The sequence below is a fragment of the Micromonospora sp. RTBAU3-60 genome, assembly GCF_054963695.1.
In genome coordinates, this window is record NZ_JBUEGB010000018.1 from 99450 (window position 1) to 123462 (window position 24013).

Here is a 24013-nt window from a genome sequence, read left to right on the forward strand (position 1 = left end):
CTCCCGGGGGCTACCGTGCCCCTGTGCCCCGGCTGCTGCTCATCGAGGACGACCTCGCCATCCGTACCCCCCTGATCCGGGCCCTGCGCGAGCGCGGCCACGCGGTGGCCGCGGCCTCGACCGCGATGACCGGGCTGCGCGACGCGCTCGACGACCGGCCCGACCTCGTCGTGCTCGACCTGGGGCTGCCCGACCTGGACGGTCGTGAGCTGGTGCGGATGCTGCGGGCGGTCAGCTCGGTGCCGGTCATCGTGGCCACCGCGCGGGACGACGAGACCGAGATCGTCCGGCTGCTCGACGCCGGGGCCGACGACTACCTGGTGAAACCGTTCACCGCGGCGCAGCTGGACGCCCGGATCCGGGCCGTGCTGCGCCGCGCGGCCGGCGACGCCGGGGCGGAGGACGTGGCGCTCGTGGTCGGCGGGTTGCGGGTCGACCCGCGTTCCCGGCAGGTGAGCCTGGACGGCGTCCCGGTCGAGCTGACCCCGCGCGAGTTCGACCTGCTGCACCATCTCGCCGGCCGTCCCGGGCAGGTGGTCAGCAAGCGGGAGCTGCTCACCGAGGTCTGGCGGATCCCGTACGGCGGCGCCGACAAGACCGTCGACGTGCACCTGTCCTGGCTGCGCCGCAAGCTGGGTGAGAGCGCTCAGCAACCGCGCTACCTGCACACCGTCCGGGGGGTCGGGGTGCGGCTGGAGGCTCCCGGGACCGCCCGGTGAGGGGCCGGCTGGCGCTGCTGGTCGCCGCCGTCAGCGTGCTCGTCCTGACCGCCTTCCTGGTGCCGCTGGCGCTGCTGCTGCGCACCGTCGCGGCGGACCGGGCGACCGTCCGGGCCACCGCCGACGCGCAGCGCCTGGCAGCGGTGGTCGGCACGGCCGATCCGGACACCATCCGGCTGACCGTCGAGCAGTTCGCCGCCGACTCGGGCCGGTCGTTCAGCGTGTTCCTGCCCGACGGCACGGTGCTCGGCACGCCGGTGGCGCGTACCCCCGCGGTGGCGCTCGCCGCGCGGGGGCAGAGCCTGACCGCCGAGTCGGCCGACGGGCGGGAGGTGGTCATCGCGGTCCAGGGCCGGCCGGACGGCACCGGGGTGATCCGGACCGTGGTCCCCCGGTCGGAACTCACCGCCGGGGTAACCCGGGCCTGGCTGGTGCTGGCGCTGCTCGGCGTGCTGCTGGTGCTGGTCGGGCTGATCGTCGCCGACCGGCTGGCCCGTACGCTGGTCCGCCCGATCGGCGAGCTCTCCGCGGTGTCCCACCGGCTGGCCAACGCCGAGCTCGACGCCCGGGTCACCCCGGCCGGACCGCCCGAGCTACGGGAGGTCGCCGGCGCGCTGAACCACCTGGCCGGGCGGATCCAGGTGCTGCTACGCGAGGAGCGGGAGCAGGTGGCGGACCTGTCGCACCGGCTGCGTACCCCGTTGACCGCGTTGCGGCTGGAGGCCGAGTCGCTGCACGACCCCGACGACGCGGCCCGGCTGACCGCCGCGGTGGACGGCCTGGAACGCGCGGTCACCGGCCTGATCCGGCAGGCCCGGTGGCGCAGCTCGACGTCGGACGGCCCGGCCGGCTGTGACGCTGCGGCGGTCGTCGGCGAGCGGGTGGCGTTCTGGTCGGTGCTCGCCGAGGACACCGGCCGCACCGTCACCCTCGACCTGGCGCCCGGCCCGCTCCCCGTGGGGGTGCCCGAGGACGAGCTGGCCGCGGCCGTGGACGCGCTGCTGGGCAACGTCTTCGCACACACGCCGGACGGGACACCGTTCACCGTCCGGCTCGTCCCCGACGCGGGGCAGGTCGCGCTGACCGTCGCCGACTCCGGCCCGGGACTGCCGTCCGGCACGGTCCGGCGGGGCGCCAGCCACGCGGGGTCGACCGGGCTGGGCCTGGACATCGCCGACCGGGCCGCCCGGGCCAGCGGCGGGCGGCTGGAGCTGCACAGCGCCCCCGGCGGTGGGGCGCTCGTGCTGCTGCGGCTCGGGCCGCCCCGGCCTTAACCCGGGCTTAGCCACCGGGTAGCGCGCCGCTATCCACTCCGGACCGATCCTCGATCGCACAACCGAGGAAAGGTGGAGACGATGCGACGAACTTCCCTGGTCCTGGCGGCGGCAGGCGGGGCCGCGGTGCTGGCGGTGACCGGTGTGGCCCTGGGCGTGACCACCGCCGACCGGACGACGCCCGGTAGGGCGCTCGCCGCGGCGACGGCCAGCCCCACCATCGAGGACAACCCCAAGCCGGACGACGACCCGACGTCGGCCGCGCCGAACGGCACCGTCGACGGCACGGTGAGCGGGAAGCGGGCCGGCGAGATCGCGCTCGCCCGGCTCGGCGGCGGGCGGATCGTGGAGATCGAGGCCGAACTGGAGCACGGCCGTCGGGTGTGGAGCGTCAAGGTCGCCAAGGGCGGCACCACCTACGAGGTCAAGGTCGACCGGGGCGACGGCACCGTGGTCGAGATCGAGCGGAAGCTCGCCGACGACCGCCGCGACCGCGCCGGCAGCGACGACCGCAGCCACGACGTCGGCGACGACCACGGCGGCGACCGGCCCCGCGCGGGCACCGACGACCGCGGTGACGACCACGGCGGCACCCGCACCGGCAGCGACGACCGGAACCACGACGTCGGCGACGACCACGGCGGGGACCGGCCCCGCGACCGCGACGACGACTGAACACACCTCCCCGCACAGCTCCGGGGCCCGGGCAGGCATCATTGCCCGGGTCCCGCCGTATCAGCATGCGGCACAGCGCAGCCGGTTGGACGCTAGTTGTCGCCGGTCACCACGAATATCCAACTGGTGCCGCCGACGAGGAAGTTGCCGTTCCAGCTCGCATTGGCCACGGAGACGACCAGGGCCACCAAGGCGAATCGGCCGATACAGTCAGCTTCTCCGCCCCAAAGCGGCTGAGATTGCGGATCATGCTCGATGCTGGCTGCATCGATCACGCCGCGTTTGGCAGGCTGACGGCTGCCCAGTCCGCGGCACCGCGTGTGGCGATGTTGCGGGCTGCGTTCACGTCGGCGTGCTCAGCGAAGCCGCACGACGTGCATCGGAAGGTGGATTGGTTGGGGCGGTTGGTTTTGGCGATGTGCCCGCAGGTGGAGCAGCCCTGCGAGGTGTACGCCGGGTCCACATGAACGAGCGCCACCCCGGCCCGGGCCGCCTTGTAGGCGATGAACTGGCCGAGCTGGCGGAACGCCCACGAGTGCAGAGTGACCCGCTGGGGCCGTCGGAGCCGTACCCGGTCGCGGATGCCGCTGAGGTTCTCCAGGGCGATCCCGCGGCCGGTGCGTTCGGCCTCGGTCACGATCTGCTTGGCGATACGATGGTTGGTGTCGGCCGCGAACCGGGCTTCCTTACGCCGGCGGGCCTTCAACAGCCGCTTAGCGGACTTGGTGCCGATGCGCTGAAGTTTGGCACGTAGCCGCCGGCTACGATGCCTGACCCGGTTGAGGCCCTTGCCGCTGTGTCGGGTGGCGTCGTTGGTGGTGGCGATGTTCGCGATGCCCAGGTCGACGCCGAGGAAGCCGTCAGGCTGCTTCACCTCGACATCAGGGATGTCGCAGGTGGCGTGCAGGTACCACTTGCCGTCACGGCACACCAGGTCGGACTCGCCGCTGCGGTGGGCGGACAGCACCGCGTATTGCGCGTTAGAGCAACCGAATCGGATACCGGCCTGCCGGCCCGCCGTCGTCCAGATGGAGACCATGCGGGAGTGCATCTGCCAGGACAGGCACCGGTCGTCGAACGGTTGCGCGGCGTCCCGGCGGAACCGGATCGGCTTTCCCTCAGCCTTGCGGCGGCGTTTCGACCCGGGCTTGCCGAGGTTGCCAGCACGGATGTTCGCCTTCAAGGTGGCGTACGCGCCAGCGACCTTGCGGGCGACGTGGATCGCCGGCTGAGCCGACAAGCCCATCGCCTTCAACCGGCCGTAGGTGAGCCGCTGCAACGACTGCTTGCCGAACACCCGAGACCGGAACGCCTCGCCGGACACCAGGTTCGCGGCCTCGTTGCACAGGCTCAGCGTGTCCCGCAACGCCGCCTCCTGACCGGCGTCGGGGAACAGCCGTACCTGCACGACCAATTTCACGTCCACAGTGTACCGTCCGGTCTATGTCGCCGAGATGGGTCCCCGATCCCAACATCCGACGAGGCCGCAGCGTCGCTCACGACCTGCATGCACATCTGGTCTTTCTCACCAAATCTCGCCAGGGCGCGCTCAACGACGTAATGCTGGCCCGTTGCGAGCAGGTAATGGCCGCCGTGTGCGCCGGCATGGGAGCCGAGCTGAGCGAGTTCACCGGCGAGGACGACCATGTACATCTGCTCGTGCACTATCCGCCCAAGCTGGCGATCTCCACGCTGGTCAACTCCCTCAAAGGCGTGTCGGCCCACTACCTACGCAAAGAGTTCAAAGAACGGATCAACCGCCACCTCAAGCATGGTCACCTGTGGTCACCGTCGTACTTCGCTGCATCCTGCGGCGGGGCGCCCCTGGCCGTGGTCGAGGAGTACATCGCCAGCCAGAAGCACCCCGGCCCCTGACGCGATTCCTGCCGGCCCTAACGGCCGAGATTCCCCACCAGATCTCGTTCGGGCAATCAAGGCCGGCGAGTTCAGTTGAGACTGCGGCGGACCGCAAACCGTACGGAATCCCGGGGCCACCAATGCTGGTGGCGTTGCCAATCACCGGGGCGGACTGGCGGTCACCGAGGTGGTCGGAGAACTGGCCGACGGCGAAACAGCGCGGCCGCGGCGACGACCAGGGCCGCCAGGAGCCAAAGGTGGGAGGTGGGAGGCGACGTCGACATGGGAGGGCCTTCTGGGCGGATCGAGCGAGCGCAGGACCGACTCTGCAGGTGGTCGGGGATGCCCGTGTTCCGCCCCGGCGGTGCCCTCCCACCACCGTCGCTGGCCGACGGCTGCCATCGACATCCCGGTTTGGCGGAAACCGTGGGCGAACGCGAATCGCCCGATAGATTTAAGTATGGGGCCCGCCCACGAGGTTCGAGCGGCAGAAGGGGTCTACCGTCCTGTCCTCAACTGCCGCCGGGGTGAGCTGGAGGCACTGGCCCATCTCGACAAGGTCGCCGCTCCGCTGCTCGCTCCGATCATCGACGTCCACGTGGTGGCGCCGTGCACCGTGGACCTCGTCGGCCGGCTCCCGGCCGGGCTGCTTCCCTCGGTCGACGTCTCGGCGCTGCCGGACGGGCCGCAGAGTGAGCTGGTCCGCTGGGGCGTACCGCTGGTGCCGGTGATCGGGCTCGCGGAGAGCAACCGGCGGCTGGTGGCGCACGGCGCCGCCGCGCGGGCGTACGCCCACCGGGCGGTGCTGCGGCTGCGGACCGGGCAGGACCGGGCCGGGCCGGACGCGACGACCAGCGCGGTGGAGCGGGCCTGGCGGCTGGCCCGGCTGATGCCGGAGCAGTGCGACCTGCTGATCGACGTGGGCGACGTGTGCTGCCCGGCGGACATCCGGCTGGCCGAACCCCGGGTCCGGCGGCTGGCGGAGTGGGCCCGCCGGCACGCCTGGCGCTCGGTCACCGTGGCGGCCGGCGGGATGCCGCCGACCCTGGCCCGCCTGCCCACCGACGAGCCGGTCCGCCTCGACCGCTTCGGCTGGCAGCTCTGGCAGCGGTTGACCGACCTCGGCGTCGGCTACGGCGACTACGGCGTCTGCTGCGCGGTGCCGGGCGCGGAGGGGCCGGGCGACCGGCTGCCGACGCTGCGCTACACCACGGACGAGGCGTGGTGGGTCTACCGCTGGTCGCGGCGGGGCGGCCGGGGCGACGAGCGGTTCGCCGACCTGTGCCGCACCCTGGTGGCGGCCCCGCACTGGCCGACGGCCGGGGCGGGGTTCTCCTGGGGCGACCACGAGATCCTGCGCCGGGCCCGGCGGAGCGCGGGTGCCGGCTCGCCGTCGAACTGGATCGCCTGGAGCACCTCGCACCACCTGGCGCACGTGCTGGCGGCGCTGCTCCCCGCTGAGCGGGAGCAGCGCGACGAGCCGTGGCACGCGGAGGGACGTTCCGGTCGGCCGCACGCCCGCGGTGACCCGCACCGTCGGGCCGGGTGACCGGCGCTCGTCACTCCTTGGTGGTGAAGCCGAACTGGACGATGCCCTCCTCGTCGACGACCGCGTCGACGGAGGTGTCGTTGAGCAGCTGCGCGGCGTCGGCGTCGAGGAAGATCCGGGCGCCCTGGTTGTCGACCACCTGGTCGCCCTGCGTCGGCTGCGGCACCAGCTCGATGGAGAGCGACCCCGCGTCGGTGTCGGCGGCGATGCGCAGCCCGCCGCCCTCGGCGACGTCCTGCTGTTCGGCGAGGTCGCGGATCACCAGGACGGCGTTGTCGGTCATGGTCAGCATGGCGGACTCCTCGTGGCAGGTTCGGGATCGGGAACGGGTGACCGCGGCCCTCACGTGGCCGGGCCCGGACCCCGGGACGGCGATTTCAGTCCTCGCCGGGCAAATCAGGGCAGGTCGCATCGCCCTCATGACCCACGGTGCCCCCTGCGCGGGCATCCGTCAAATAGAGCTGGATCAGTCGACACCGGGGCCGCGGGCCGCGTACCCGAACGGGTGACAGGAGGCTGAGCAGGGGTTTTCCGGCCCCGAAGGCGGGTATGCGTTGGGGTTTCGACACCGCGCCGACCGCCGCGACCGGTAATAACTTTCGATGTGGAGCCTTCTCTGGAAGAAAACTCCATGACAGCATCGATGCATGCATCGTCGTCTCTTTCCGCGCGTGCTCGCGGTGCTGGCGGTGGTCGCCACCGCGGCCACCGCCGGCGCCTCGACCGCCACCGCCGAGTCGCCCACGCCCGCGCAGACCCGGCTCAACGCGACCATCGACGCGGTCCTCGCCGACTCCCGGCTGGGCGGGGCCCAGGCGGGCGTGGTCGTGGTGGACACCAGCACCGGACGGACCCTCTACACCCGCAACGCCGACCGCCGACTGATCCCCGCTTCGAACACCAAGCTGCTCACCTCGACCGCGGCGATGGAGCTGCTCGGCCCGGGCCACCGCTTCACCACGGACGTGGCCAGCGACGGCGTACGCCGGGCCGGCGTGCTCACCGGCGACCTGTACCTGCGCGGCGGGGGCGACCCGACCATGCTCGCCGAGGACTACGACCGGCTGGCCGCGCAGGTCGCCGCCGAGGGCGTACGGGTGGTGACCGGGACCCTCGTCGCCGACGACACCCGCTACGACCGCACCCGGCTGGGCCCGGACTGGACCTGGGACGACGAGTCCTACTACTACGCCGCGCAGGTCTCCGCGCTGACCGTGGCGCCGAACACCGACTACGACGCCGGCACCGTGATCGTGCACGCCGCCCCGGGCCGCGAGCCGGGTACGCCCCCGGTGGTCACCATGACCCCACCCAACGGCTGGCTGCGCATCGACAACCGGGCCGAGACGGTCGCCACCGGCGAGACGAGCATCTCCTTCGAGCGCGAGCACGGCGGCAACACCATCGTGGTGACCGGCCAGATCGCCGCCGGCGAGGACCCGACGAGCGACTGGATGACGGTCTGGGAGCCGACCGGCTACGCGGCCGACATCTTCCGGTCGGCGCTGCTGCGGCACGGGGTCCGCGTCCTCGGCCGGACCGTGCTGGGCCAGGCCACCCCGAGCGACGCCACCACGCTCGCCCGGCACGACTCGATGCCGCTGGCCGAGCTGATGGTGCCGTTCCTCAAGCTCTCCAACAACGGCCACGCGGAGGTGCTCACCAAGGAACTGGGCCGGGTCATGTCCGGCTCCGGAACCTGGTCCGCCGGGCTCGCCGCGATCGGCACGTACGCGGGCAACTCCGGAGTGGACACCGGGACGCTGCGCCAGCGCGACGGCTCCGGTCTCTCCCGGCGCAACATGATCCCACCGGCCCAGTTCGTGGCGCTGCTCTCCGCCGTCCGGGCCGAACCCTGGTTCGACACCTGGTACGCCGCCCTGCCGGTGGCCGGCAACGCGGACCGCTTCGTCGGCGGCACCCTGCGCAGCCGGATGCGTGACACGGCCGCCGCGAACAACGTGCACGCCAAGACCGGCAGCCTGACCGGGGCGTCCAGCCTCTCCGGCTACGTGACGGACGCGGACGGGCGGCTGCTGGCCTTCTCGATCGTGCTGAACAACTACCTGACGTCGTCGGTCAAGGGGCTGGAGGATCAGATCGCGATCGCGCTGGCCTCGTACACCGAGAAGGGGACGACCACGGCGCGGCTGACCGTGCCGACGGCGCCGGAGGTGCCCCGGGTGCCCGACGGCAGGGAGTGCTCTTGGGTGAAGCCGATCGTCTGCTGACCCGGGTGGGGGCCCGGCCCGCGGGACGGGCCGGGCCCCCACCCGTCAGGCGCTGGGCCGGCGCGGGCGCGGGTCGGCGGCCGGGTCGCCGCGCTCGATCAGGGCGTCGATCTCGGCGGGCGGCAACCCGTGCAGGGCGAGCACCCGCCGCCCCCAGCGGTGCAGCCGGCACGGGTGCGGGCTGGCGTCGTTACGGCAGACCGTCCCGCCCGACCACCGCCGCGGCGCGTGCACCACCACGGCCCGCACCGCGAACTGGGCGTCCTCGCCGGTCACGTACGGCGGCAACGGGATCTCCCGCAGCACCTCGCCGGACGGGTCACCCGGGGCGGACGGGGCGACGGGACGGACGACGGACGCAACGCTGCACATCGGGCGAGCCTCCACAAGGGATGGTTGGACCGGGACCTCGGAGTAAGGTACGACGGCCCACCGCGCCCCCGACGGACAAACTGTCCCGGCGTCACCGGCCGCAGTGCCGGCATACCCGACGGGTCCGCAGGTGATAACTGACTGCGGCGATGCCCAACCCCCAGCCCCACACCCAGTAGCCGGACTCGGCGAACCAGAAGAAGGCCAGCGGGTAGCGCCCGTCGCCCAGGTCGACGTTGCCGGTCGCGGTCTCGACGGCGAGCTGGGCGAGGCCGACGCCGAAGTAGCCGACCAGCCCCACCGCGAAGACGGCCGCCGGTGCCAACGGCAGCAGGCGGGGCACCGTACGGCCGGCGAGCAGCGGCACCCACCGCGGCCACACCCTCCCCCACCGGTACACCAGTGCCAGCGGCAGCAGCACCCCGGCGAGCAGGAACCCCACCTCGAACGCCACCATCGAGGCGCCCTGCGCCAGCGGCAGATCCCCGAAACCCGCCGCCACCTGGGCGGCGAGCCGCACCAGACAGCCGGCGACCGCCGCCCACGCCGCGCCCCGGGCCCAGCGCGGCACGGGCCCACCGGACACTCGGACCCGGCCGCACCGGCCGCAGTCCCCCCGGAATCGGCGAAGGTGCGCGAGCGCCGCCGCGTGCAGCAGCGCCACGCCGGTGAGCGCACCGGCGCGGCTGAGGAACCCGGCCAGGGTGAACGCCGGGCTGAGGTCGAGGATGAGGAAACCGACCAGGTCCAGCAGAAGCAATGCGCACGAGAGCAGGACAGCGGCGCAGACCGCCCAGGCCGCCGCGGCCAGCGCCGGCCGCCAGGCGTGGGCCCGGGCCAGCCCGACGCCGGCCACCGCCGCGGCGGCCTGGAGCGCCACGGACCACCAGCCGGTGACCACCACCAGGTCGACCCCGAGCGGCCCGAACGACGGGGGCCCGATCAGCGCCCAGGCCGCGCGCAGCGCGCCGTAGCCGATCGCCCAGGCCACGGCGGCGTACGCCAGCCAGGCGGAACGGCGCTGGGTGGTGGCGACGGTCGGCGGCGGCACGGTGAGCGTCATGGGTCCACATTGCCGCCGCCGCGTCCCCGGTCCCTCCCGAGCGGGAGGGGACCGGCTCCCCCGGACGGGGGACCGCGCTCAGCCGATGTCCTGGCGCAGCCGGGCGGCGGTGCGTGCGGCGCTGTAGTCCGGCCCGACGCCCTGGACGATGATGGCCGAGCCCTCGATGTGCCGCAGGCGCAGTGGCAGGATCTCCTGGTACGCCGGGGAGGCGTACCAGGCGCGGGCCTGCTCGATGTCCGGGAACTCGATGATCACCACCGTGCCCGGCCACTCCCCTTCGATCACCTCCGGGGTGATGCCGTGCACCCGGAACCGCCCCTGGTACGGGTCGAGGGTCGCCTGGATCTTCTCCAGGTATTCCAGGACGTCCTCGTTGATCTGCGGAGTACGCAGATGGGCGAGCGCGAACGCGGGCATGGTCCCTCCACGGTGACGTGCGCCGACTCCACGGCGCAGGGCCTGGCACTGATTCTGCGGCCGGCCCGCCACCAGGTCGACCACCCGCCAGGTAACGGCGGTCAGAGCCGTTCCAGCACCACCACGACCGCTCCGGAGCCGCCGCGCTTGCGGACCGGCTGGCCGGCGTCGGGCGGTCCCCAGTGGACCCGGTCGAGCGAGCCGACCGGGCTGAGGTCGACGCGGGCCGGCACGTCGGCCAGCGCGATTTATCCCCTGGTGGCTGGTCGGGCTGATCGCGTCCGGGATGCTTATGCTGCCCCGGTGCGGGTTTTCGAGATCGCCGGGAAGCTGGCTCTCTTCCTGGCCGGGTTGAGCGCGATCGTCGATCTCATCGATCCAGCGAAGCTGCAACACTGGAGTCGCCGCGCCAACGAGTACGCAGAACGCAGATCTGAATACCGGATAATCGCCCGAATCGCTGAGCTGCGGGATGAAGCCCATGGCTTCTTCGTCAAGAACACCTCTGTGGCGACCGTAGGCGGCGTGGTGCCGCACTCCAGCCTTGTCCGCACCCCGCCGCAGACCGCCCCATCCGGCTTGGACGAGGATGCCTTCATCATCTTCTGGCATACCGTGACGGACGAGCTCCGGGACACCTACGACCTGCGCGATGGTGAAAGTCGCGAGAAAGTCCTGGCGGCGTCCGCGCTGGTGGAACGTCGCATCGACGAGTTCCTGTCACGCGAGCTACCCGAGAGCGAACGGCGGCTGGTCAGCAGGGCCACCGACGCGAAGGAGCGAAGCTTCGGCCTCGCCGCGGTGCTGATGATGCTGGCCACGATCGCGATGGCCGTCGCCGCCAATACTCTCGATCTCAGCGGATTGGCGGCCCAAGGACAGGCGGTGCGGATCCTCGGATTTGTCGGCGTGGCCTTGACGGTCGTTACGGTCTTCACGCTGGCCGCCATGCCGCTCGCCATGCCCGGCGCGGTGGAGGGAACACTGCTCGGCACAGCGGCGCGATTCCTCCGGTTCCTCGCCAGACCCGTACGCCCGGTCCGCATCACCGCGCTGTTCCTCTTTGTCGGGGGCTCGCTGATAGACCTTGTGGTCCTGCTCCTCGAATAGGCGCGGCACGCGCGGCCCGGACGCCCTGGGCACTACCTCACTGACCAGGCCCGGATTGGCACCGTTTGTCACCGACCAGTAGCTGCGGTGACCAGCTGACCGCCGCTTCGGCGTCCGGGTCCCGCCCCGCGTACGCGAGCACCAGCACCAGCACGGTCAGGGCGGCCGCCCCCAGCACCAGCCGGCGTCGGCGCCGGCGGGCCCGGGCCAGCCCGACCCGGGTGGCTGGCCCGTCGGGCGCGACGCCGACGGCGGTGCGCACCTTGGCGACCACCGGTCCGAGCAGCTCGGCAAGGCGGTGCGCGACGCTCTCCGAGGAGTGCCGGGCGGGCGCCGCCGGGCTGACTGCCGGCGGCGCGACCGCGGTTGGTTCGACGGCCGGGGAGGTGGGCGGTTCGGGTCCGGTCTCCCCCGGCTGCTCGACGACAATCTCCGGACGGGCGTCGTCGCGAACCGGCGCCGCGTCGGCGTGCTCGCGAAGGAATGCGGGGCCGGCACGGTCGGGTGGCGGCGCCGGATCGGCGTGCGCGCCGGTCGCGGCGGGGCCGACCGACGCTGCCGGGCCGGTCGCCGCGGCCGGTCGCGGCGTGGGCGGGGCCGCGCCGTCGGCGGGGAGCCGACGCGGCAGCGTGACCGGCTGCTCCGGCGCCGGCTCGGCCGGCGCGTGGGGCAGCCAGCCGCCCACCCGGATACCGGTCTGCGTGAGTTCGTCCTCAGCCACCGATTCCCCCCTCGGCCACCGGTGCCGGCGGTCGCCCCCGTGGCCCGCCGCAGGGAGAATGGCATACGGCCAGATCTTCGAGAATCCGTCGGGAAGCGGCGTGTTCCCGACAGTTGGCCGGTCAGCGCCGCTCGCGGCGCCGCAGACCACGCTCGGGATGCCAGCTCTCGATCAGCAGATGGTCCGGCGGGTCGTCGACCCGGGTGAGCACCACCTCGGTCAGCTCGATCCGGAACCGGTGCGACCCGTCCTCGCCCGGCGGCTCCTCGTGCGCCCGGCCGGCGATCTTCGCGTCGCCGCCCCACGAGGCCGGATCGTCCTCCGGGGTGTCCTCGGTCGGGCAGTGCAGTGCCACGCGGGGATCGCGCCGCAGGTCGAGTGCCTTGAGCGCGCCCGCCATGCTGCCCAGCCGGAGCTGACCGTCGTCGGAGAAGTCGAACTCCGTGCCGCTGATCCGCGGCGAGCCGTCCCGCCGCAGGGTCGCCATCGTGCCGTGCTTGCGGACGGTGAATCGGGCGCGTACGCGCGCCGCGAAGTCGGGTTCGGATGCCACCAGGTCGGACCACCATGCCATGCCGGCCAGCCTGGCAGGAAAAGCTGACACCGTGCGGCGTGTTTTCCGGACCGGTCAGCGGATCTCGAAGCCGAGCGCTTGGGCCAGCACGATCGCCTGCTCGCTGTCGATGATGGCTCCGGCCCGCTCGACCGTGGTCGGGTCGAGTGCGGTCAGGTCGCTGCGGCGCAGGTCGGCCCGGGCCAGTCGGGCGGCGTGCAGCTGGGCGCCGGACAGGTCGACGCCGGTGACCGTGGCGCCGGTGAGGTTGGCGCCGGTCAGGTCCGCCTCGCGCATGCGTACGTCGGTGAGGTGCACGCCGCGCAGGTCGGCGCCGGGCAGGGCGACGAAGGACCAGTCGCCGCCGCTGACCCGCAGGGGGCGCAGGTCGCACTGGTCGAAGCTGCTGCCGACCAGCTTGCAGCCGGTGAACTCGGCCTCGAAGAGGTTGCACCGCTTGAATGTGCAGCGGGTGAACGCCGAGTCGGTGTGCCGGGAGGCGTTGAAGGCGACGTTGCCGAAGACGCACTCGGTGAAGACGGCGCCCTGGCTGACCGCCTCGGTCAGGTCGACGTCGAAGAAGGAGCAGCGGACGAAGTGCCGGTCGACCAGCTCTTCGGCGTACCAGTCCTCGTGACGGTAGATGACGTCTTCTGTCGGCTCCGGCATCACGCCAGATTAGTGGTGGCCACCGACACTTCCCGGTGGGCATACCGGCCGGTAGGTTCGGCGGCGTGAGCGTCGCAGTGAGCACTGACCCGGCCCGTATCGGTTTCGACCCCGCCCGCCTGGCGCGGATCGACGAGCACTTCGGCAGGTATGTCGACGACGGCCGGCTCGCCGGCTGGCAGATCGTGGTGACCCGCCGGGGCGAGATCGCCCACTCCTCGACCTACGGGCTGCGCGACCGGGAGGCCGGCGCACCGGTCGAGGCGGACACCCTCTGGCGCATCTACTCGATGACCAAGCCGATCACCTCGGTCGCGGCGATGATGCTCTGGGAGGAGGGCCGGTTCGAGCTGAACGACCCGATCAGCCGCTGGCTGCCGGAGTTCGCCGACGCCCGGGTCTATGACAAGGGGTCGGTGCTCAAGCCGTACACCCTGCCGGCGATCGAGCCGATCCGGGTCTGGCACCTGCTCACCCACACCGCCGGCCTGACCTACGGCTTCGCGCAGAGCACGGTGGTCGACGGCCTGTACCGGGCGGCGGGCTTCGACCTGGGCGTGCCGCCGGGTGCGGACCTGGCGGCGGCCTCGGCCGGGCTGGCCCGGCTGCCGCTGCTCTTCCAGCCCGGCACGAGCTGGAACTACGGGGTCTCCACCGACGTGCTGGGCCGGCTGGTCGAGGTGATCTCCGGGCAGAGCCTGGAGGCGTTCTTCGCCGAGCGGATCCTGCGCCCGCTGGGCATGACCGACACGCGGTGGTGGGTCGACGAGGCGGACGCCAAGCGGCTGGCCGCCCTCTACGCCCCGAACCCGGCCACCGGGCAGGCGACCCGGCAGGATGGCATCGGCCGGGCCGCGCTGGCCGAGCCGAGCTGGTTCTCCGGGGGCGGCGGGCTGGTCTCCACGGCCGCCGACTACCACCGGTTCACCCAGTTCCTGCTGCGCGGGGGCGAGCTGGACGGGGTACGCCTGCTGTCGCCCCGGACGCTGCGCTTCATGACCCGCAACCACCTGCCCGGCGGCCGGGACCTGGCCTCCTTCGAGCCGGGGGGCTTCGCCGAGACGGTGCTCGACGGCATCGGCTTCGGCCTCGGCTTCGCCGTGGTGCTGGACCCGGTGCCGTCCCGGGTGCCGAGCAGCGTGGGCGAGTTCTACTGGGGTGGGCTGGCCAGCACCGCGTTCTGGGTGGACCCGGTGGAGGAGGTCACCGCGCTGCTGTTCACCCAGCTGATGCCGTCCAGCACCTACCCGCTGCGCTCGCAGCTACGTCAGCTGGTCTACTCCGCGCTGGTCGACTGACCGGCTCGCCGCCCGGCCCGGATCGCCGTTTACGGCACCGGCCGGGCGGCCGCCTCCCTAGCCTGAGGGGCGAGGCACCTGGGGCGGGAGGTGGTCAGCCATGAGCGAGCGCAACGAGCGCAGTGGCACGGAGCAGCATGCGGTCGCCGAGCGGAGCGAGGTGGCCGCATGAGCAACATCGTCGTGTTCGGCGCCGGTGGGACCGCGGGGTCGCGGATCACCGACGAGGCGATGAACCGGGGGCACCGGGTCACCGCGGCGGTGCGCCGCCCGGAGGCGACCAGCTACCTGGCGCCCGGCGTGCGTACGGTCACCGGGGACGCCACCTCGGCGCGGAGCGTGCGCGAGCTGGCCGAGGACGCGGACGTGTTCGTGGTGGCGATCGGCGGCGGCGAGCGGAACCTGTGGCGGGACGCGGCCCGGACGCTGGTCGAGACGCTCCGCGAGCTGCCCGACGCGCCCCGGGTGATCCACGTGGGCGGCGGGGCGACGTTGCTGACGCCGAAGGGCACGCCCTACTTGGACGAGCCGGACTTCCCCGAGGAGTACCGGGACTCGGCGGAGGGCCAGGCCGAGGCACTGGCCGTCTACCGCTCGGCGGCCGACGGGGTGAGCTGGACGTACGTCTCGCCGCCCCCGCTGGAGTTCCACCCGGGTGAGCGAACCGGGCACTACCGCACCGGCACCGACCATCCGGTGACGGACGCGCAGGGCCGGTCGGTGCTCACCTACGAGGACCTGGCGGTGGCGATCGTCGACGAGATCGAGAATCCGCGGTTCAACAACGCGCGCTTCACCGCGGCGTACTGACGTCAGTCGGCCAGCCGGGCGGGGAAGCCGCCGGTGGCGAGCGGGCCCCAGCGCTCGATGGTGACCCGGATCAGCGACTTGCCCTGCCGGAGCATGGCCTGCCGGTACTCGTCCCAGCCCGGGTGCTCGCCGGAGATGCTGCGGAAGTATTCCACCAGCGGCTCCAGGGCCTCGGGCAGGTCGAGCACCTCGGCGGTGCCGTCGACCTGTACCCAGGGCCCGTTCCAGTCGTCGGAGAGCACGCAGGCGGAGACCCGCGGGTCGCGGCGGATGTTGGCCACCTTGGCCCGCTCGGGGTAGGTGGAGATCACCAGGCGGCCCGCGGCGTCGACGCCGCAGGAGACCGGGGAGGACTGCGGCCGGCCGTCGGCGCGGGTGGTGATCAGCAGGACCCGGTGCCGGGGGCGGAGGAACTCGATCAGGGCGTCCCGGTCGACCCGGGTGTTGGTCGCGATGGTGCGTGCCATGCGTCGGTTCTACCAGGCCGCCGGGCCGAAGCACCGGCGCGGGCTCAGCGGGGACGGTTGGCGATCCGGCGCGGGGAGGCCTGGGCCGGCACCCGGGGCCGGGCGGTCGGCCGCCAAGCCCGGCCGTTGGCGTAGATCACCCGGAAGCCGAGGTACGCGGCGAGGGGCGCCCAGTGGGCCGAGCCCATCCGCAGCTCGGCGGCGTTGTGCCGCTGCCCGTTGGCGAGCACGTCGAGCAGCACGGTCTCGAAGGCGGCCGACTCGACCCAGTCCACCTCGCGGGTGAAGCCGCAGACCAGGGCCGCCCCGGTCACGTCGAGGAAGTCCCGCAGCGCGGCGTCAGAGGCGCGCAGCACCGAGCAGCTGCCGAAGTAGAGGCGGCGCCCCTCGCAGCGGCCGGCCATCCGGTCGGCCACGTCGGCCAGCTCCACCGAGTCCCAGTCGGTGAGGCACAGCCGGCTCGGTTCGCCGTGCATGGCGAAGAAGCCGACGCGGTAGTCGGCGTACTGCTTGAGCAGCCAGCGGTCGATGAAGTAGAAGAGCTCGTCGCGGGTGGCGGCGTCCTTGTGAATGAACCGGATCCGGCCCAGCCGTTCGAGCAGTTCGAGCGTGGGCAGGACGGAGCCGCGCTCGTTGAGGTCCCGGTGCCACTGCCCCTCGACGCAGAAGACGCCACCCCGCGCCAACGCCCACCTCCCCCGCCCGCGAAGGCCGCCCGGGAAGCCGTCCCCGGCCCCCGGCGCAGACGTTACCGGTCGCAGCCCGCCCGGCAACATCACCCACGGTGCCGTCGGACCGCCGTTTCGGTCACCTACGGGCCTCTCTGCGTGGCGCCCGCACCAATGGGCGATTCCCGGCTTCGCTGCAATTTGCACGGATGGCCCGTGACCTGCTGTTATGAGGTCAATTCGGATAAATGTCTGCCAACGGGCTAAAACGGTGCCAGGGTGGATGAGCCAGGACGTACCGGGTTGATGTCCTGATGGCACCCCAATCACACTCCAGTCAGGAGGAATCCTGTGCGCCTCACTGCGCTGCAACGAATCGCCGTCGCGTTCGCGCTGGCCGTGCCCGGGGCGGCGATCGCCACGGTCATCGCCGCGCCGCCGGCCCATGCCGCGAGCTGTTACACCTGGAATCGGACCCTCACCCAGGGGAGCTCCGGGGAGGACGTCCGCCAGCTGCAGATCCGGGTGGCCGGCTGGGCCGCGTACCGGGACATCGTCCACGTCGACGGCCGGTACGGTCCCGAGACGGCGGCCGCGGTCCGGCGGTTCCAGTCGGCGTACGGGCTGCGTGTCGACGGCATCGCCGGCCCGCAGACCTTCGCCAAGATCTACGAGTTGCAGGACAACGACTGCACGCCGAAGCACTTCAGCTATGCCGAGCTGGACAACGGCTGCGGCACGGGTGGCTGGACCGGCGGCCCGCTCTCGTCCAGCGCCACCCGGACGAACGCCCTGCGTCTGATGTGGAAGCTCGAGGCGCTGCGCCACAGCCTCGGCGACCAGCCCATCCACGTCAACAGCGGCTTCCGCAGCTTCGCCTGCAACCGGCAGGTCGGCGGCGCGTCGGACAGCCAACACCTCTACGGCAACGCGTCCGACCTGACCTCGGGCACCTCGTCGCTGTGCCAGATCGCCAAGGAGGCCCGCAGCCACGGCTTCAGCGGGATCTTCGGCCCCGGCTACCCGGACCACAGCAATCAGGTCCACGTGGACGCGCGCCGGGAGAACAACGCCGACAAGAGCGCGAACACGACCGTCTGGTCCGCCTCGCGTTGCGGGATCTGACCCGCGGCCGAGCCGACGTCGACGGCGGCCCGACGCAGGGGTGGGGGGTTCCTGCGGCCGGGCCGCCGTCTCGCCGTCCCCACCAGTGCAGCTGCCAGGGGTACGCGGCGCCTTCGTTGCGGCACTTCGGTCCGGCGGGCCACTCCTCGGCGGCGTGCACCACCACCGCCCGGACCGCGAGCCGGACATCCTCCGGGGTCAGCTGCGCCGGCACCGGCACCTCACCCAGAATTTGATCGATGGGAGTTCAACCCCGCCAGGCGGCGAGCAGTTCCTCCGGCGAGACGATCGATACACCCGCCACAGCTGCCTCGGACCGGGACACCGCCACCAGCGGGACCTGCTCGTCCGCGCCGGGCAACTGGGAGCGGTGCATGAGCAACCGGCCCAGGTCATGGGCGTCGAAGGGCCTGTTCTCCAGCCACTTCACGGACCCGACGAAGGTGATCCGGCGAGCGACCGGCGCCCGGTCCGCGCCGACCAGGTCGATCTCCGGAGCATTGGTACGGGTCCAGTAGCCGCCGACCACGGCTGTGTCCCCCGGCAGGCCATCGGCAGGAAGACGGCGCAACGACTCCCGCACCACCGGTTCCACAGCCCGTCCCCGCCAGGACGTCCACGAGGTAGTGATCCGGCGCAGGGTCAGATCACCCCGTCCCCGTTCGATCTCCGGCAGGTGAGGGCCGAGGAACGACAACCAGAACCGGAGGTATGAGTCGGCCACCGTGTAACGCGTCTCCCGGGACGGCCGGGTGGAGAGCGGGGTGGCCACCTCGACGATGCGCTTTGCGACCAGGAGCCGCAGGGCGCGATTGAGGGAGGCCTGCGGCAGGTCGCCAGCGGCTCGGGCGATGAGGGAGAAGGTCCGTTCGCCGGAGCCGATGGCCCGCAGTACCAGATCTGCCTGGGACTGCGGTGGGAACTCGGCCGCCAGCGCCCGTTCGGCGCTGACCAACAGGGCCGAGGTGGGATCCGTGACGGCGTCGGCCAGGTAGTCGCCCAACGTGGCGCCGGTGGGCCACTCGTCGAGAATCAGCGGCAGTCCGCCCGAGACCAGATAGGCGTCGAACGCGTCGGCCGCGGAGAGGTCCAGCATGTCCCGCACGTCGGCCGGACTGAGCGGCGGGACCACCATCTCGGTGGCCCGCTGGTGGAAGGGCCGTCCGTAATCGTTGAGCGCCTCCATCATGGCGAGGTCCGAACCGATGCAGATGAGCAGCACCGGCAACCGGGACAACTCCCGGTCGAACACCTTCTGCAAGGTGCCCTCGAACCCGGGATCTGTGGCGATCAGATACGGCAACTCGTCGAGGACAACCACGCTGGGACGATCCGACGGCAGTGCGGCGGCGAGCAGGGTGAGGGCGGCATCCCAGGTCGCCGGGCGCTGGCCGGCGAAGAGGTGGGCACCGGGCAGGCTGGAGCCGGCTGCGGCCTCCACGAACAGGGCGAGATCGGCGGCGACGGTCGGCTGCGCGGAGGCGGTGAAGAACAGGTACGGCAGGTCGGCCCGGTCGACGAACTCCTCCACCAGTCGGGACTTGCCCACCCGACGCCGTCCGCGCATCAGCAGGGCGCGGCCCGGGCGTCCCGCTCGACCGCCGCGGCTGACCCTGCCCAGCATGCCTTGGAGAGCTGCCAGTTCCCGGGTGCGTCCCACGAATCCCCGCATACGCTCACCCACGATACTCTCATCCGCGATACAACCAAGAATGATAGCAATCCTGCGATCCGGCTTTCGCTCAGCAGCGGTTCTTCAGGAATGCGTAGGCGCGGGCGCGCATCTGCAGGGTGAAGACGTGGCCCGCGTCGTACATCGCCAGCTCGGCCCGGTCCCCGAGCACGCGCCGGGCGCCGTCGAACACCTCCGCCGCGCCCCGGCTCCACCGGTCGTCCGACGTCGCCGAGATGAGCAGCGCGGTACGCCCGAAGCAGGCGATGACGTCCTCCAGGTCGTGCCGCGCGGCGAAGCCGGGCAGCACGAACTCGGCCTGCACTCCGGTGTCGTGGCTGAGCGAGTACCGGTAGGGGATGCACCCGCAGTGCGACACCGACGCGGTGATGCGGTGGTCGAAGGCGGGTGCCCACAACGCCATCCGGCCGCCGTAGGAGTGGCCGATGAAACCCAGCCGGGACGGGTCCACCTCCGGGCGGGACGCCAGATGGTCGAGCGCCACGGACACCTCGTGCAGGCACGAGGCGAGCAGGGTCCGCCCCTGCACCAGTCGGGTCGACAGTTCGAACCAGGTCACGTTCGACCGGCCGTCGGGACTCCAGTTCCGCTCCTCGAACCCGATGGCGTCCGGGGCGATCGTGACGAAGCCACGCTCTGCCAGCTCCCGCGCGTACGCCTGATCGGGGTTGCCGGCGAGACCGACCACCTCGCTCTTGCCCAACGCGAACTGCCCGGCGTGCTGGTGGTGGCAGAAGACCCCCGGCAGCGGCCGGTCGGCGCCCCTCGGGACGCACACGTACGCCGACACCCGCTGGTCGGCAGTGACGGCGTAGCTGACCTTCTCGCGGACATAACTGCCGCAGTCCACCGACTGCAGCACCCGGACGTCGAGCGGAACGCGCTCGGGGCGGGGGCCGAGAAAGGCCTCGATCGGCTGGTTCTCCACCTGCTCGGTCACGGCGATGATCGTCTCACCGCCCGCGACCGGGCCTGCGCCGGTCAGACCAGTCCGGCGTCGTGGACGAGCAGGGCCACCTGCACCCGGTTGTTCAGGTCGAGCTTGGTCAGCAGCCGTGACACGTACGCCTTCACCGTCGCCACGCTCATGAACAGCTCCGCCGCGATCTCGGCGTTGGTCCGGCCCTGCCCGAGCGCGACCGCGACCTCCCGTTCCCGCTCGCTGAGCCCGTCCAGCAGCCGCAGCGCGCGGTCCCGCCGGGGGTCCGCGCCCGCTCCCGCCGGGGCGGCGGCGGTCACGTGCCGGATGAGCTGGCGGGTCACCGCCGGCGACAGGGTCGCCTCCCCCGCCGCGACCCGGCGGATCGCCTGCACGATCTCGGCGGGTGGCGTGTCCTTGAGCAGGAAACCGGCGGCGCCGACCCGCAGCGCCCGCAGCACCTGGTCGTCGGCGTCGAAGGTGGTCAGCACCAGCACCTCGGGCGGCCGGGGCAGCGCCCGCAGCGCCTCCGTCGCGGTCAGCCCGTCCACCCGGGGCATCCGGATGTCCATCAGCACCACGTCCGGCGCGTGCGCCTCGACGGCGGCCGGGACCTCGCCGCCGTCGGTCGCCTCCCCGACGACCCGGACGTCCGGCACCCCGCCGAGGATCATCGACAGGCCGGCCCGGACCAGCGCGTCGTCGTCGACGATCAGCACCCGCACCGGGGCCGCCTGCGGCCCGCTCACGACGCCGGCCAGGGCAGCCAGGCGGCGAGCCGGAAGTCGCCGTCGGCGTCGCGCCCGTGTTCCAGCCGACCGCCGGCGAGGCTGACCCGCTCGGCCACCCCCACCAGCCCGGTCCCGGTGCCGGGGATCGGATGCGCCAGGCCGCCCACCGGCCACGGGTTGCGGATCTCCACGGCGAGGCCGTCCACGGGGCCACCGGCCAGCCGGACGGTCACCACCGTCCCCGGGGCGTGCTTGCGGGCGTTGGTGAGCCCCTCCTGCACGATCCGGTACGCGCTGCGCCCGACCGCCACCGGCACGGCTGCGGGGTCGACGACCTGGTCGACCAGGTTGACCCGGACGCCGGCTGACCGGGACTCGGCGACCAGCGCGGGCAGGTCGCCGAGGGTGGGTTGCGGGCGCTCCGGGACGGCGCTCTCGGCACCGTCGGGTTCGGCGCGCAGCACACCGATCACCTCGCGCAGGTCCTGCAGCGCGGCGTGCGCGCTGGCGCGGATCACGCCGGCCGCCCGGGCGACCTCCTCCGGTGGCGCGTCCGGGCGGAACTCCAGGGCGCCGGCGTGCAGGCTGAGCAGGGAGATCCGGTGGGCGAGCACGTCGTGCATCTCCCGGGCGATCCGGGTGCGTTCGAGCTGCCGGGCCTGATCGACGCGGAGCTGCTGCTCGGCCTCGGCCCGGTCGGCGCGCTCCCGCAGTGACAGCACGAGCTGCCGCCGGGCGCGGACGAACATCCCCCACGCCAGCACGGTCCCGCTGATCACCACACCCCAGGCCGTGCTCGCCCAGTACGGCATGTCCGGCTCCGGCCGCAGGTAGCCGAAGGCGAAGTTGGTGCACAGGCCAGCCGCTGTCACCGCCAGCGCGACCGCCGTGCGCCGGTGCACCACCACGGTGAAGTAGACGATCAGCAGCGGCACCGCCCCGGCGAGCGAGAACGTGGTCAGCGGCAGGGTGGCCACCGCCAGCCCGAGCGGCCAGCGCCGGCGACACCACAGCAGCCCGCAGCAGAGCAGCCCGACCAGCGCGTCCGCCGCGATCATCCAGTCGTACGGCAGCGGCGCGGCCATCTCCGGATGCGGCTCGGTGGCGTCCGCCGTGACGAGCAGGACCCAGCCGAGGGAGAGCAGGAAGCAGAGGCTGTCGACTATCCAGTCGCGGGTGGTGCGCCGGGGGTGGGCCCGGACCCGGTCGGCCGGCACGGCCAGCGCCCCGGGCAGCAGCCAGGGATGGTCCGGGACGACGGCGCTGGTCACGCGCCCATGCTAGGCAGCACCCCGCGCCCCGAACCAGCTACCAAAGTCGACACCCTGGCGCCACCAAGGTCGGTGCGGTCGCCGACCGCCGGCCGCTGCGGGTGGCCGGGCGGCGCGGGCAGCCTGGTCGGCATGATCGAGGTCGCACACCTGACCAAGCGGTACGGCCCTCACCAGGCCGTCGATGATGTCTCGTTCCGCTGCGAGCCGGGCACGGTGACCGGCTTCCTCGGCCCGAACGGCGCGGGCAAGTCCACCACCATGCGGATGATCTGTGGCCTGACCCCGCCGACGTCGGGCAGCGCCACGGTCGCCGGGCTGCCCTACCGGCAGTTGGGCAACCCCGGCCGGGAGGTCGGTGTGCTGCTCGACGCGTCCGCGCAGCACGTCGGGCGCACCGGCCGGGAGGCGCTGACCGTGGCTGCGAGCACGATGGGCGTGGACCGGCGGGAGGTCGCCGCGAAGCTCGACCTGGTCGGGTTGAGCGCGACCGCGGCGAAGCGCCGGGTCCGGGCGTACTCCCTCGGGATGCGGCAGCGGCTCGGCCTGGCGCTGGCCCTGCTGGGCGACCCTCGGGTGCTGATCCTCGACGAGCCGGCCAACGGCCTCGACCCGGAGGGCATCGTCTGGATGCGCGGCCTGCTCCGCGACTTCGCCGACCGGGGCGGCACCGTGCTGCTCTCCTCGCACCTGCTCCGCGAGGTGGAGGCGGTCGCCGACCGGCTGGTCGTGATCGGCAGCGGCCGGGTGGTGGCCCAGGGCGGCAAGGACGAACTGCTCGCCGGCGCCGGCACCCTGGTCCGGGCCCGTGACCAGGGTGCCTTGCGCGTCGCGTTGGACCGGGCCGGGCTCGACGCCGCCCAGGTCACCGAGGGCCTGCTGGTCCGGGCCGAAGCCGAGGCGGTCGGGCAGGCCGCCGCCGACGCGGGCGTCGCGCTGACCGAGTTGCGGCCGGCCAGCAGCTCCGGTCTGGAACAACTCTTCCTGTCCCTCACCTCCGACGCGTCGACCAGGGAGGACCTCCGATGACCACCACCACACCGGCACCCGCCCCGGCCACCGTCGCTCGCCGGGCCGAGCGGCGCCGGCCGTCCCTGGTCCGGCTGACCGGGGTGGAACTGCGCAAGCTCGCCGACACCCGGGCCGGTTACTGGCTGCTGATCACCATCGGTCTGCTCGCCGCCGGCATCGTTGCCGTGCAACTCTTCGTCCTCGACCACGAGCAGCAGAACTTCGCCGATTTCTTCGTCCCGTCGCTGCTGCCGGTCGGGCTGCTGCTGCCGGTGCTGGGCATCCTGTCGATCACCGCCGAGTGGTCGCAGCGGACCGCGCTGACGACGTTCACCCTGGTGCCGAGGCGGGAGCGGGTGGTCGGCGCGAAGCTCGCCGCGATGGTGCTGGCCGCGCTGGCGTCGGTGCTGGTCAGCCTCGCCGTGGCGGCCGTCGCCACGCTGTTGGCGCGGGCCACCGGTGGCGCGGGCGCCTGGTCGTTCGAGGAGTCCATGCTGCTGCACGCGGCCGTGCTGCAGGTCGCCAGCGTGCTGATGGGTGCGGCGTTCGGGCTGCTGTTGCTCAACACGCCGCTGGCGATCGTCACCTACCTGCTGCTGCCCACCCTCTGGTCGGTCCTCGGCGGGATGATCTCGGCGCTGCGCGGGCCGGCCCGCTGGTTGGACACCGGGGTGACGATGGAGCCGCTGTTCGGGCCGGACGTGACCGCTGGGCAGTGGGGGCGGCTGGCGGTGTCGCTGCTGGTGTGGCTGGTCCTGCCGCTGGCCGCCGGGCTGGTCCGGACGCTGCGGCGGGAGGTGTCCTGAC

General features: G+C 72.7%; 28 protein-coding genes. 12 read left to right on the forward strand and 16 right to left on the reverse strand.

The window, feature by feature from the left end:
• Positions 1–23 precede the first annotated feature (23 nt).
• The 3 genes from ACY34I_RS19625 (at position 24) to ACY34I_RS19635 (ending at position 2668) form a co-directional block, all read left to right on the forward strand.
• Positions 24–719: a response regulator transcription factor gene (locus ACY34I_RS19625; RefSeq protein ID WP_462756425.1), complete on the forward strand. Its 696-nt coding sequence runs from the start codon at positions 24–26 to the stop codon at positions 717–719.
• Positions 716–1993, forward strand: coding sequence for a sensor histidine kinase (locus ACY34I_RS19630; protein ID WP_462756426.1), 1278 nt, complete (start codon positions 716–718; stop codon positions 1991–1993). Before ACY34I_RS19625 ends, ACY34I_RS19630 begins: the two co-directional genes overlap by 4 nt.
• 81 nt (positions 1994–2074) lie before the next feature.
• Positions 2075–2668, forward strand: a complete 594-nt coding sequence (locus tag ACY34I_RS19635; RefSeq protein ID WP_462756427.1) for a PepSY domain-containing protein — start codon at positions 2075–2077, stop codon at positions 2666–2668.
• 92 nt (positions 2669–2760) lie between these two features.
• On the opposite strand, the gene ACY34I_RS19640 is transcribed toward ACY34I_RS19635, so the two are convergent.
• Both ACY34I_RS19640 and ACY34I_RS19645 read right to left on the reverse strand, forming a co-directional pair.
• The gene (locus ACY34I_RS19640; RefSeq protein ID WP_462756428.1) at positions 2761–2943 is read right to left on the reverse strand and encodes a hypothetical protein; all 183 of its coding nucleotides are present in this window, start codon (positions 2941–2943) and stop codon (positions 2761–2763) included.
• Positions 2940–4088, reverse strand: coding sequence for an RNA-guided endonuclease InsQ/TnpB family protein (locus ACY34I_RS19645; protein ID WP_462756429.1), 1149 nt, complete (start codon positions 4086–4088; stop codon positions 2940–2942). The genes ACY34I_RS19640 and ACY34I_RS19645 overlap by 4 nt, the downstream gene beginning before the upstream one ends.
• 23 nt (positions 4089–4111) lie before the next feature.
• On the opposite strand from ACY34I_RS19645, the gene tnpA reads away from it, so the two are divergent.
• On the forward strand, positions 4112–4543 hold the full coding sequence (gene tnpA / locus ACY34I_RS19650) for an IS200/IS605 family transposase (RefSeq protein WP_462756430.1): 432 nt from the start codon (positions 4112–4114) through the stop codon (positions 4541–4543).
• Between the two features lie 442 nt (positions 4544–4985).
• On the forward strand, positions 4986–6074 hold the full coding sequence (locus ACY34I_RS19655) for a beta family protein (protein WP_462756431.1): 1089 nt from the start codon (positions 4986–4988) through the stop codon (positions 6072–6074).
• Positions 6075–6084: 10 nt separating this feature from the next.
• Here the strand turns inward: ACY34I_RS19655 and ACY34I_RS19660 are convergent, their stop codons facing one another.
• The gene (locus ACY34I_RS19660; protein WP_148796188.1) at positions 6085–6366 is read right to left on the reverse strand and encodes a HesB/IscA family protein; all 282 of its coding nucleotides are present in this window, start codon (positions 6364–6366) and stop codon (positions 6085–6087) included.
• A 355-nt stretch (positions 6367–6721) separates the two neighbouring features.
• Here ACY34I_RS19660 and dacB point away from each other — a divergent pair, with 355 nt between their 5' ends.
• Positions 6722–8305, forward strand: a complete 1584-nt coding sequence (gene dacB, locus ACY34I_RS19665; RefSeq protein ID WP_462756432.1) for a D-alanyl-D-alanine carboxypeptidase/D-alanyl-D-alanine endopeptidase — start codon at positions 6722–6724, stop codon at positions 8303–8305.
• A 45-nt stretch (positions 8306–8350) separates the two neighbouring features.
• Here dacB and ACY34I_RS19670 read toward each other — a convergent pair whose 3' ends face one another.
• The 4 genes from ACY34I_RS19670 to ACY34I_RS19685 all read right to left on the reverse strand — a co-directional run bounded on the left by ACY34I_RS19670 (position 8351) and on the right by ACY34I_RS19685 (position 10393).
• Complete coding sequence (locus ACY34I_RS19670) at positions 8351–8677, reverse strand: hypothetical protein (protein ID WP_462756433.1); 327 nt, start codon at positions 8675–8677, stop codon at positions 8351–8353.
• Positions 8678–8768: 91 nt separating this feature from the next.
• Complete coding sequence (locus ACY34I_RS19675) at positions 8769–9740, reverse strand: hypothetical protein (RefSeq protein WP_462756434.1); 972 nt, start codon at positions 9738–9740, stop codon at positions 8769–8771.
• Positions 9741–9818: 78 nt separating this feature from the next.
• Positions 9819–10160 (reverse strand): DUF1330 domain-containing protein, encoded by a 342-nt coding sequence (locus tag ACY34I_RS19680; protein WP_462756435.1) that lies wholly within the window; start codon positions 10158–10160, stop codon positions 9819–9821.
• 101 nt (positions 10161–10261) lie between these two features.
• Complete coding sequence (locus ACY34I_RS19685) at positions 10262–10393, reverse strand: hypothetical protein (RefSeq protein WP_462756436.1); 132 nt, start codon at positions 10391–10393, stop codon at positions 10262–10264.
• Between the two features lie 70 nt (positions 10394–10463).
• Between ACY34I_RS19685 and ACY34I_RS19690 the strand changes: the two genes are divergently transcribed.
• Entirely contained in the window at positions 10464–11270 is an 807-nt protein-coding gene (locus ACY34I_RS19690; RefSeq protein ID WP_462756437.1) for a hypothetical protein, read from the forward strand.
• A gap of 37 nt (positions 11271–11307) precedes the next feature.
• Here the strand turns inward: ACY34I_RS19690 and ACY34I_RS19695 are convergent, their stop codons facing one another.
• The 3 genes from ACY34I_RS19695 to ACY34I_RS19705 all read right to left on the reverse strand — a co-directional run bounded on the left by ACY34I_RS19695 (position 11308) and on the right by ACY34I_RS19705 (position 13213).
• Complete coding sequence (locus tag ACY34I_RS19695) at positions 11308–11991, reverse strand: hypothetical protein (RefSeq protein ID WP_462756438.1); 684 nt, start codon at positions 11989–11991, stop codon at positions 11308–11310.
• Positions 11992–12112: 121 nt separating this feature from the next.
• A complete protein-coding gene (locus ACY34I_RS19700) occupies positions 12113–12565 on the reverse strand; it encodes a pyridoxamine 5'-phosphate oxidase family protein (RefSeq protein ID WP_462756439.1) in 453 nt (150 codons plus the stop codon).
• 54 nt (positions 12566–12619) lie between these two features.
• Positions 12620–13213, reverse strand: a complete 594-nt coding sequence (locus ACY34I_RS19705; RefSeq protein ID WP_462756440.1) for a pentapeptide repeat-containing protein — start codon at positions 13211–13213, stop codon at positions 12620–12622.
• A 65-nt stretch (positions 13214–13278) separates the two neighbouring features.
• Between ACY34I_RS19705 and ACY34I_RS19710 the strand changes: the two genes are divergently transcribed.
• Both ACY34I_RS19710 and ACY34I_RS19715 read left to right on the forward strand, forming a co-directional pair.
• Complete coding sequence (locus ACY34I_RS19710; protein ID WP_462756441.1) at positions 13279–14511, forward strand: serine hydrolase domain-containing protein; 1233 nt, start codon at positions 13279–13281, stop codon at positions 14509–14511.
• Positions 14512–14679: 168 nt separating this feature from the next.
• Complete coding sequence (locus tag ACY34I_RS19715; RefSeq protein WP_462756442.1) at positions 14680–15321, forward strand: NAD(P)-dependent oxidoreductase; 642 nt, start codon at positions 14680–14682, stop codon at positions 15319–15321.
• A gap of 2 nt (positions 15322–15323) precedes the next feature.
• Here ACY34I_RS19715 and ACY34I_RS19720 read toward each other — a convergent pair whose 3' ends face one another.
• Together ACY34I_RS19720 and ACY34I_RS19725 are read right to left on the reverse strand one after the other, a co-directional pair.
• Positions 15324–15788: a PPOX class F420-dependent oxidoreductase gene (locus tag ACY34I_RS19720; RefSeq protein WP_462756443.1), complete on the reverse strand. Its 465-nt coding sequence runs from the start codon at positions 15786–15788 to the stop codon at positions 15324–15326.
• 44 nt (positions 15789–15832) lie between these two features.
• Positions 15833–16474, reverse strand: a complete 642-nt coding sequence (locus tag ACY34I_RS19725) for a DUF6642 family protein (protein ID WP_462756444.1) — start codon at positions 16472–16474, stop codon at positions 15833–15835.
• A 333-nt stretch (positions 16475–16807) separates the two neighbouring features.
• Here ACY34I_RS19725 and ACY34I_RS19730 point away from each other — a divergent pair, with 333 nt between their 5' ends.
• The gene (locus ACY34I_RS19730; protein WP_462756445.1) at positions 16808–17581 is read left to right on the forward strand and encodes a D-Ala-D-Ala carboxypeptidase family metallohydrolase; all 774 of its coding nucleotides are present in this window, start codon (positions 16808–16810) and stop codon (positions 17579–17581) included.
• A gap of 247 nt (positions 17582–17828) precedes the next feature.
• Here the strand turns inward: ACY34I_RS19730 and ACY34I_RS19735 are convergent, their stop codons facing one another.
• The 4 genes from ACY34I_RS19735 to ACY34I_RS19750 are packed head-to-tail and all read right to left on the reverse strand — an operon-like array spanning position 17829 to position 22195.
• A complete protein-coding gene (locus tag ACY34I_RS19735) occupies positions 17829–19265 on the reverse strand; it encodes an ATP-binding protein (RefSeq protein ID WP_462756446.1) in 1437 nt (478 codons plus the stop codon).
• Between the two features lie 58 nt (positions 19266–19323).
• On the reverse strand, positions 19324–20214 hold the full coding sequence (locus ACY34I_RS19740; protein ID WP_462756447.1) for a dienelactone hydrolase family protein: 891 nt from the start codon (positions 20212–20214) through the stop codon (positions 19324–19326).
• 41 nt (positions 20215–20255) lie between these two features.
• Positions 20256–20942 (reverse strand): response regulator, encoded by a 687-nt coding sequence (locus ACY34I_RS19745; RefSeq protein ID WP_462756448.1) that lies wholly within the window; start codon positions 20940–20942, stop codon positions 20256–20258.
• Positions 20939–22195 carry a sensor histidine kinase gene (locus tag ACY34I_RS19750; protein ID WP_462756449.1) on the reverse strand — a complete coding sequence of 419 codons (1257 nt, stop codon included), beginning with the start codon at positions 22193–22195 and terminating at the stop codon, positions 20939–20941. The genes ACY34I_RS19745 and ACY34I_RS19750 overlap by 4 nt, the downstream gene beginning before the upstream one ends.
• Positions 22196–22327: 132 nt before the next feature.
• Here ACY34I_RS19750 and ACY34I_RS19755 point away from each other — a divergent pair, with 132 nt between their 5' ends.
• Positions 22328–23224 carry an ABC transporter ATP-binding protein gene (locus tag ACY34I_RS19755; protein WP_462756450.1) on the forward strand — a complete coding sequence of 299 codons (897 nt, stop codon included), beginning with the start codon at positions 22328–22330 and terminating at the stop codon, positions 23222–23224.
• On the forward strand, positions 23221–24012 hold the full coding sequence (locus tag ACY34I_RS19760; RefSeq protein ID WP_462756451.1) for an ABC transporter permease: 792 nt from the start codon (positions 23221–23223) through the stop codon (positions 24010–24012). Before ACY34I_RS19755 ends, ACY34I_RS19760 begins: the two co-directional genes overlap by 4 nt.
• Position 24013: the final 1 nt, after the last annotated feature.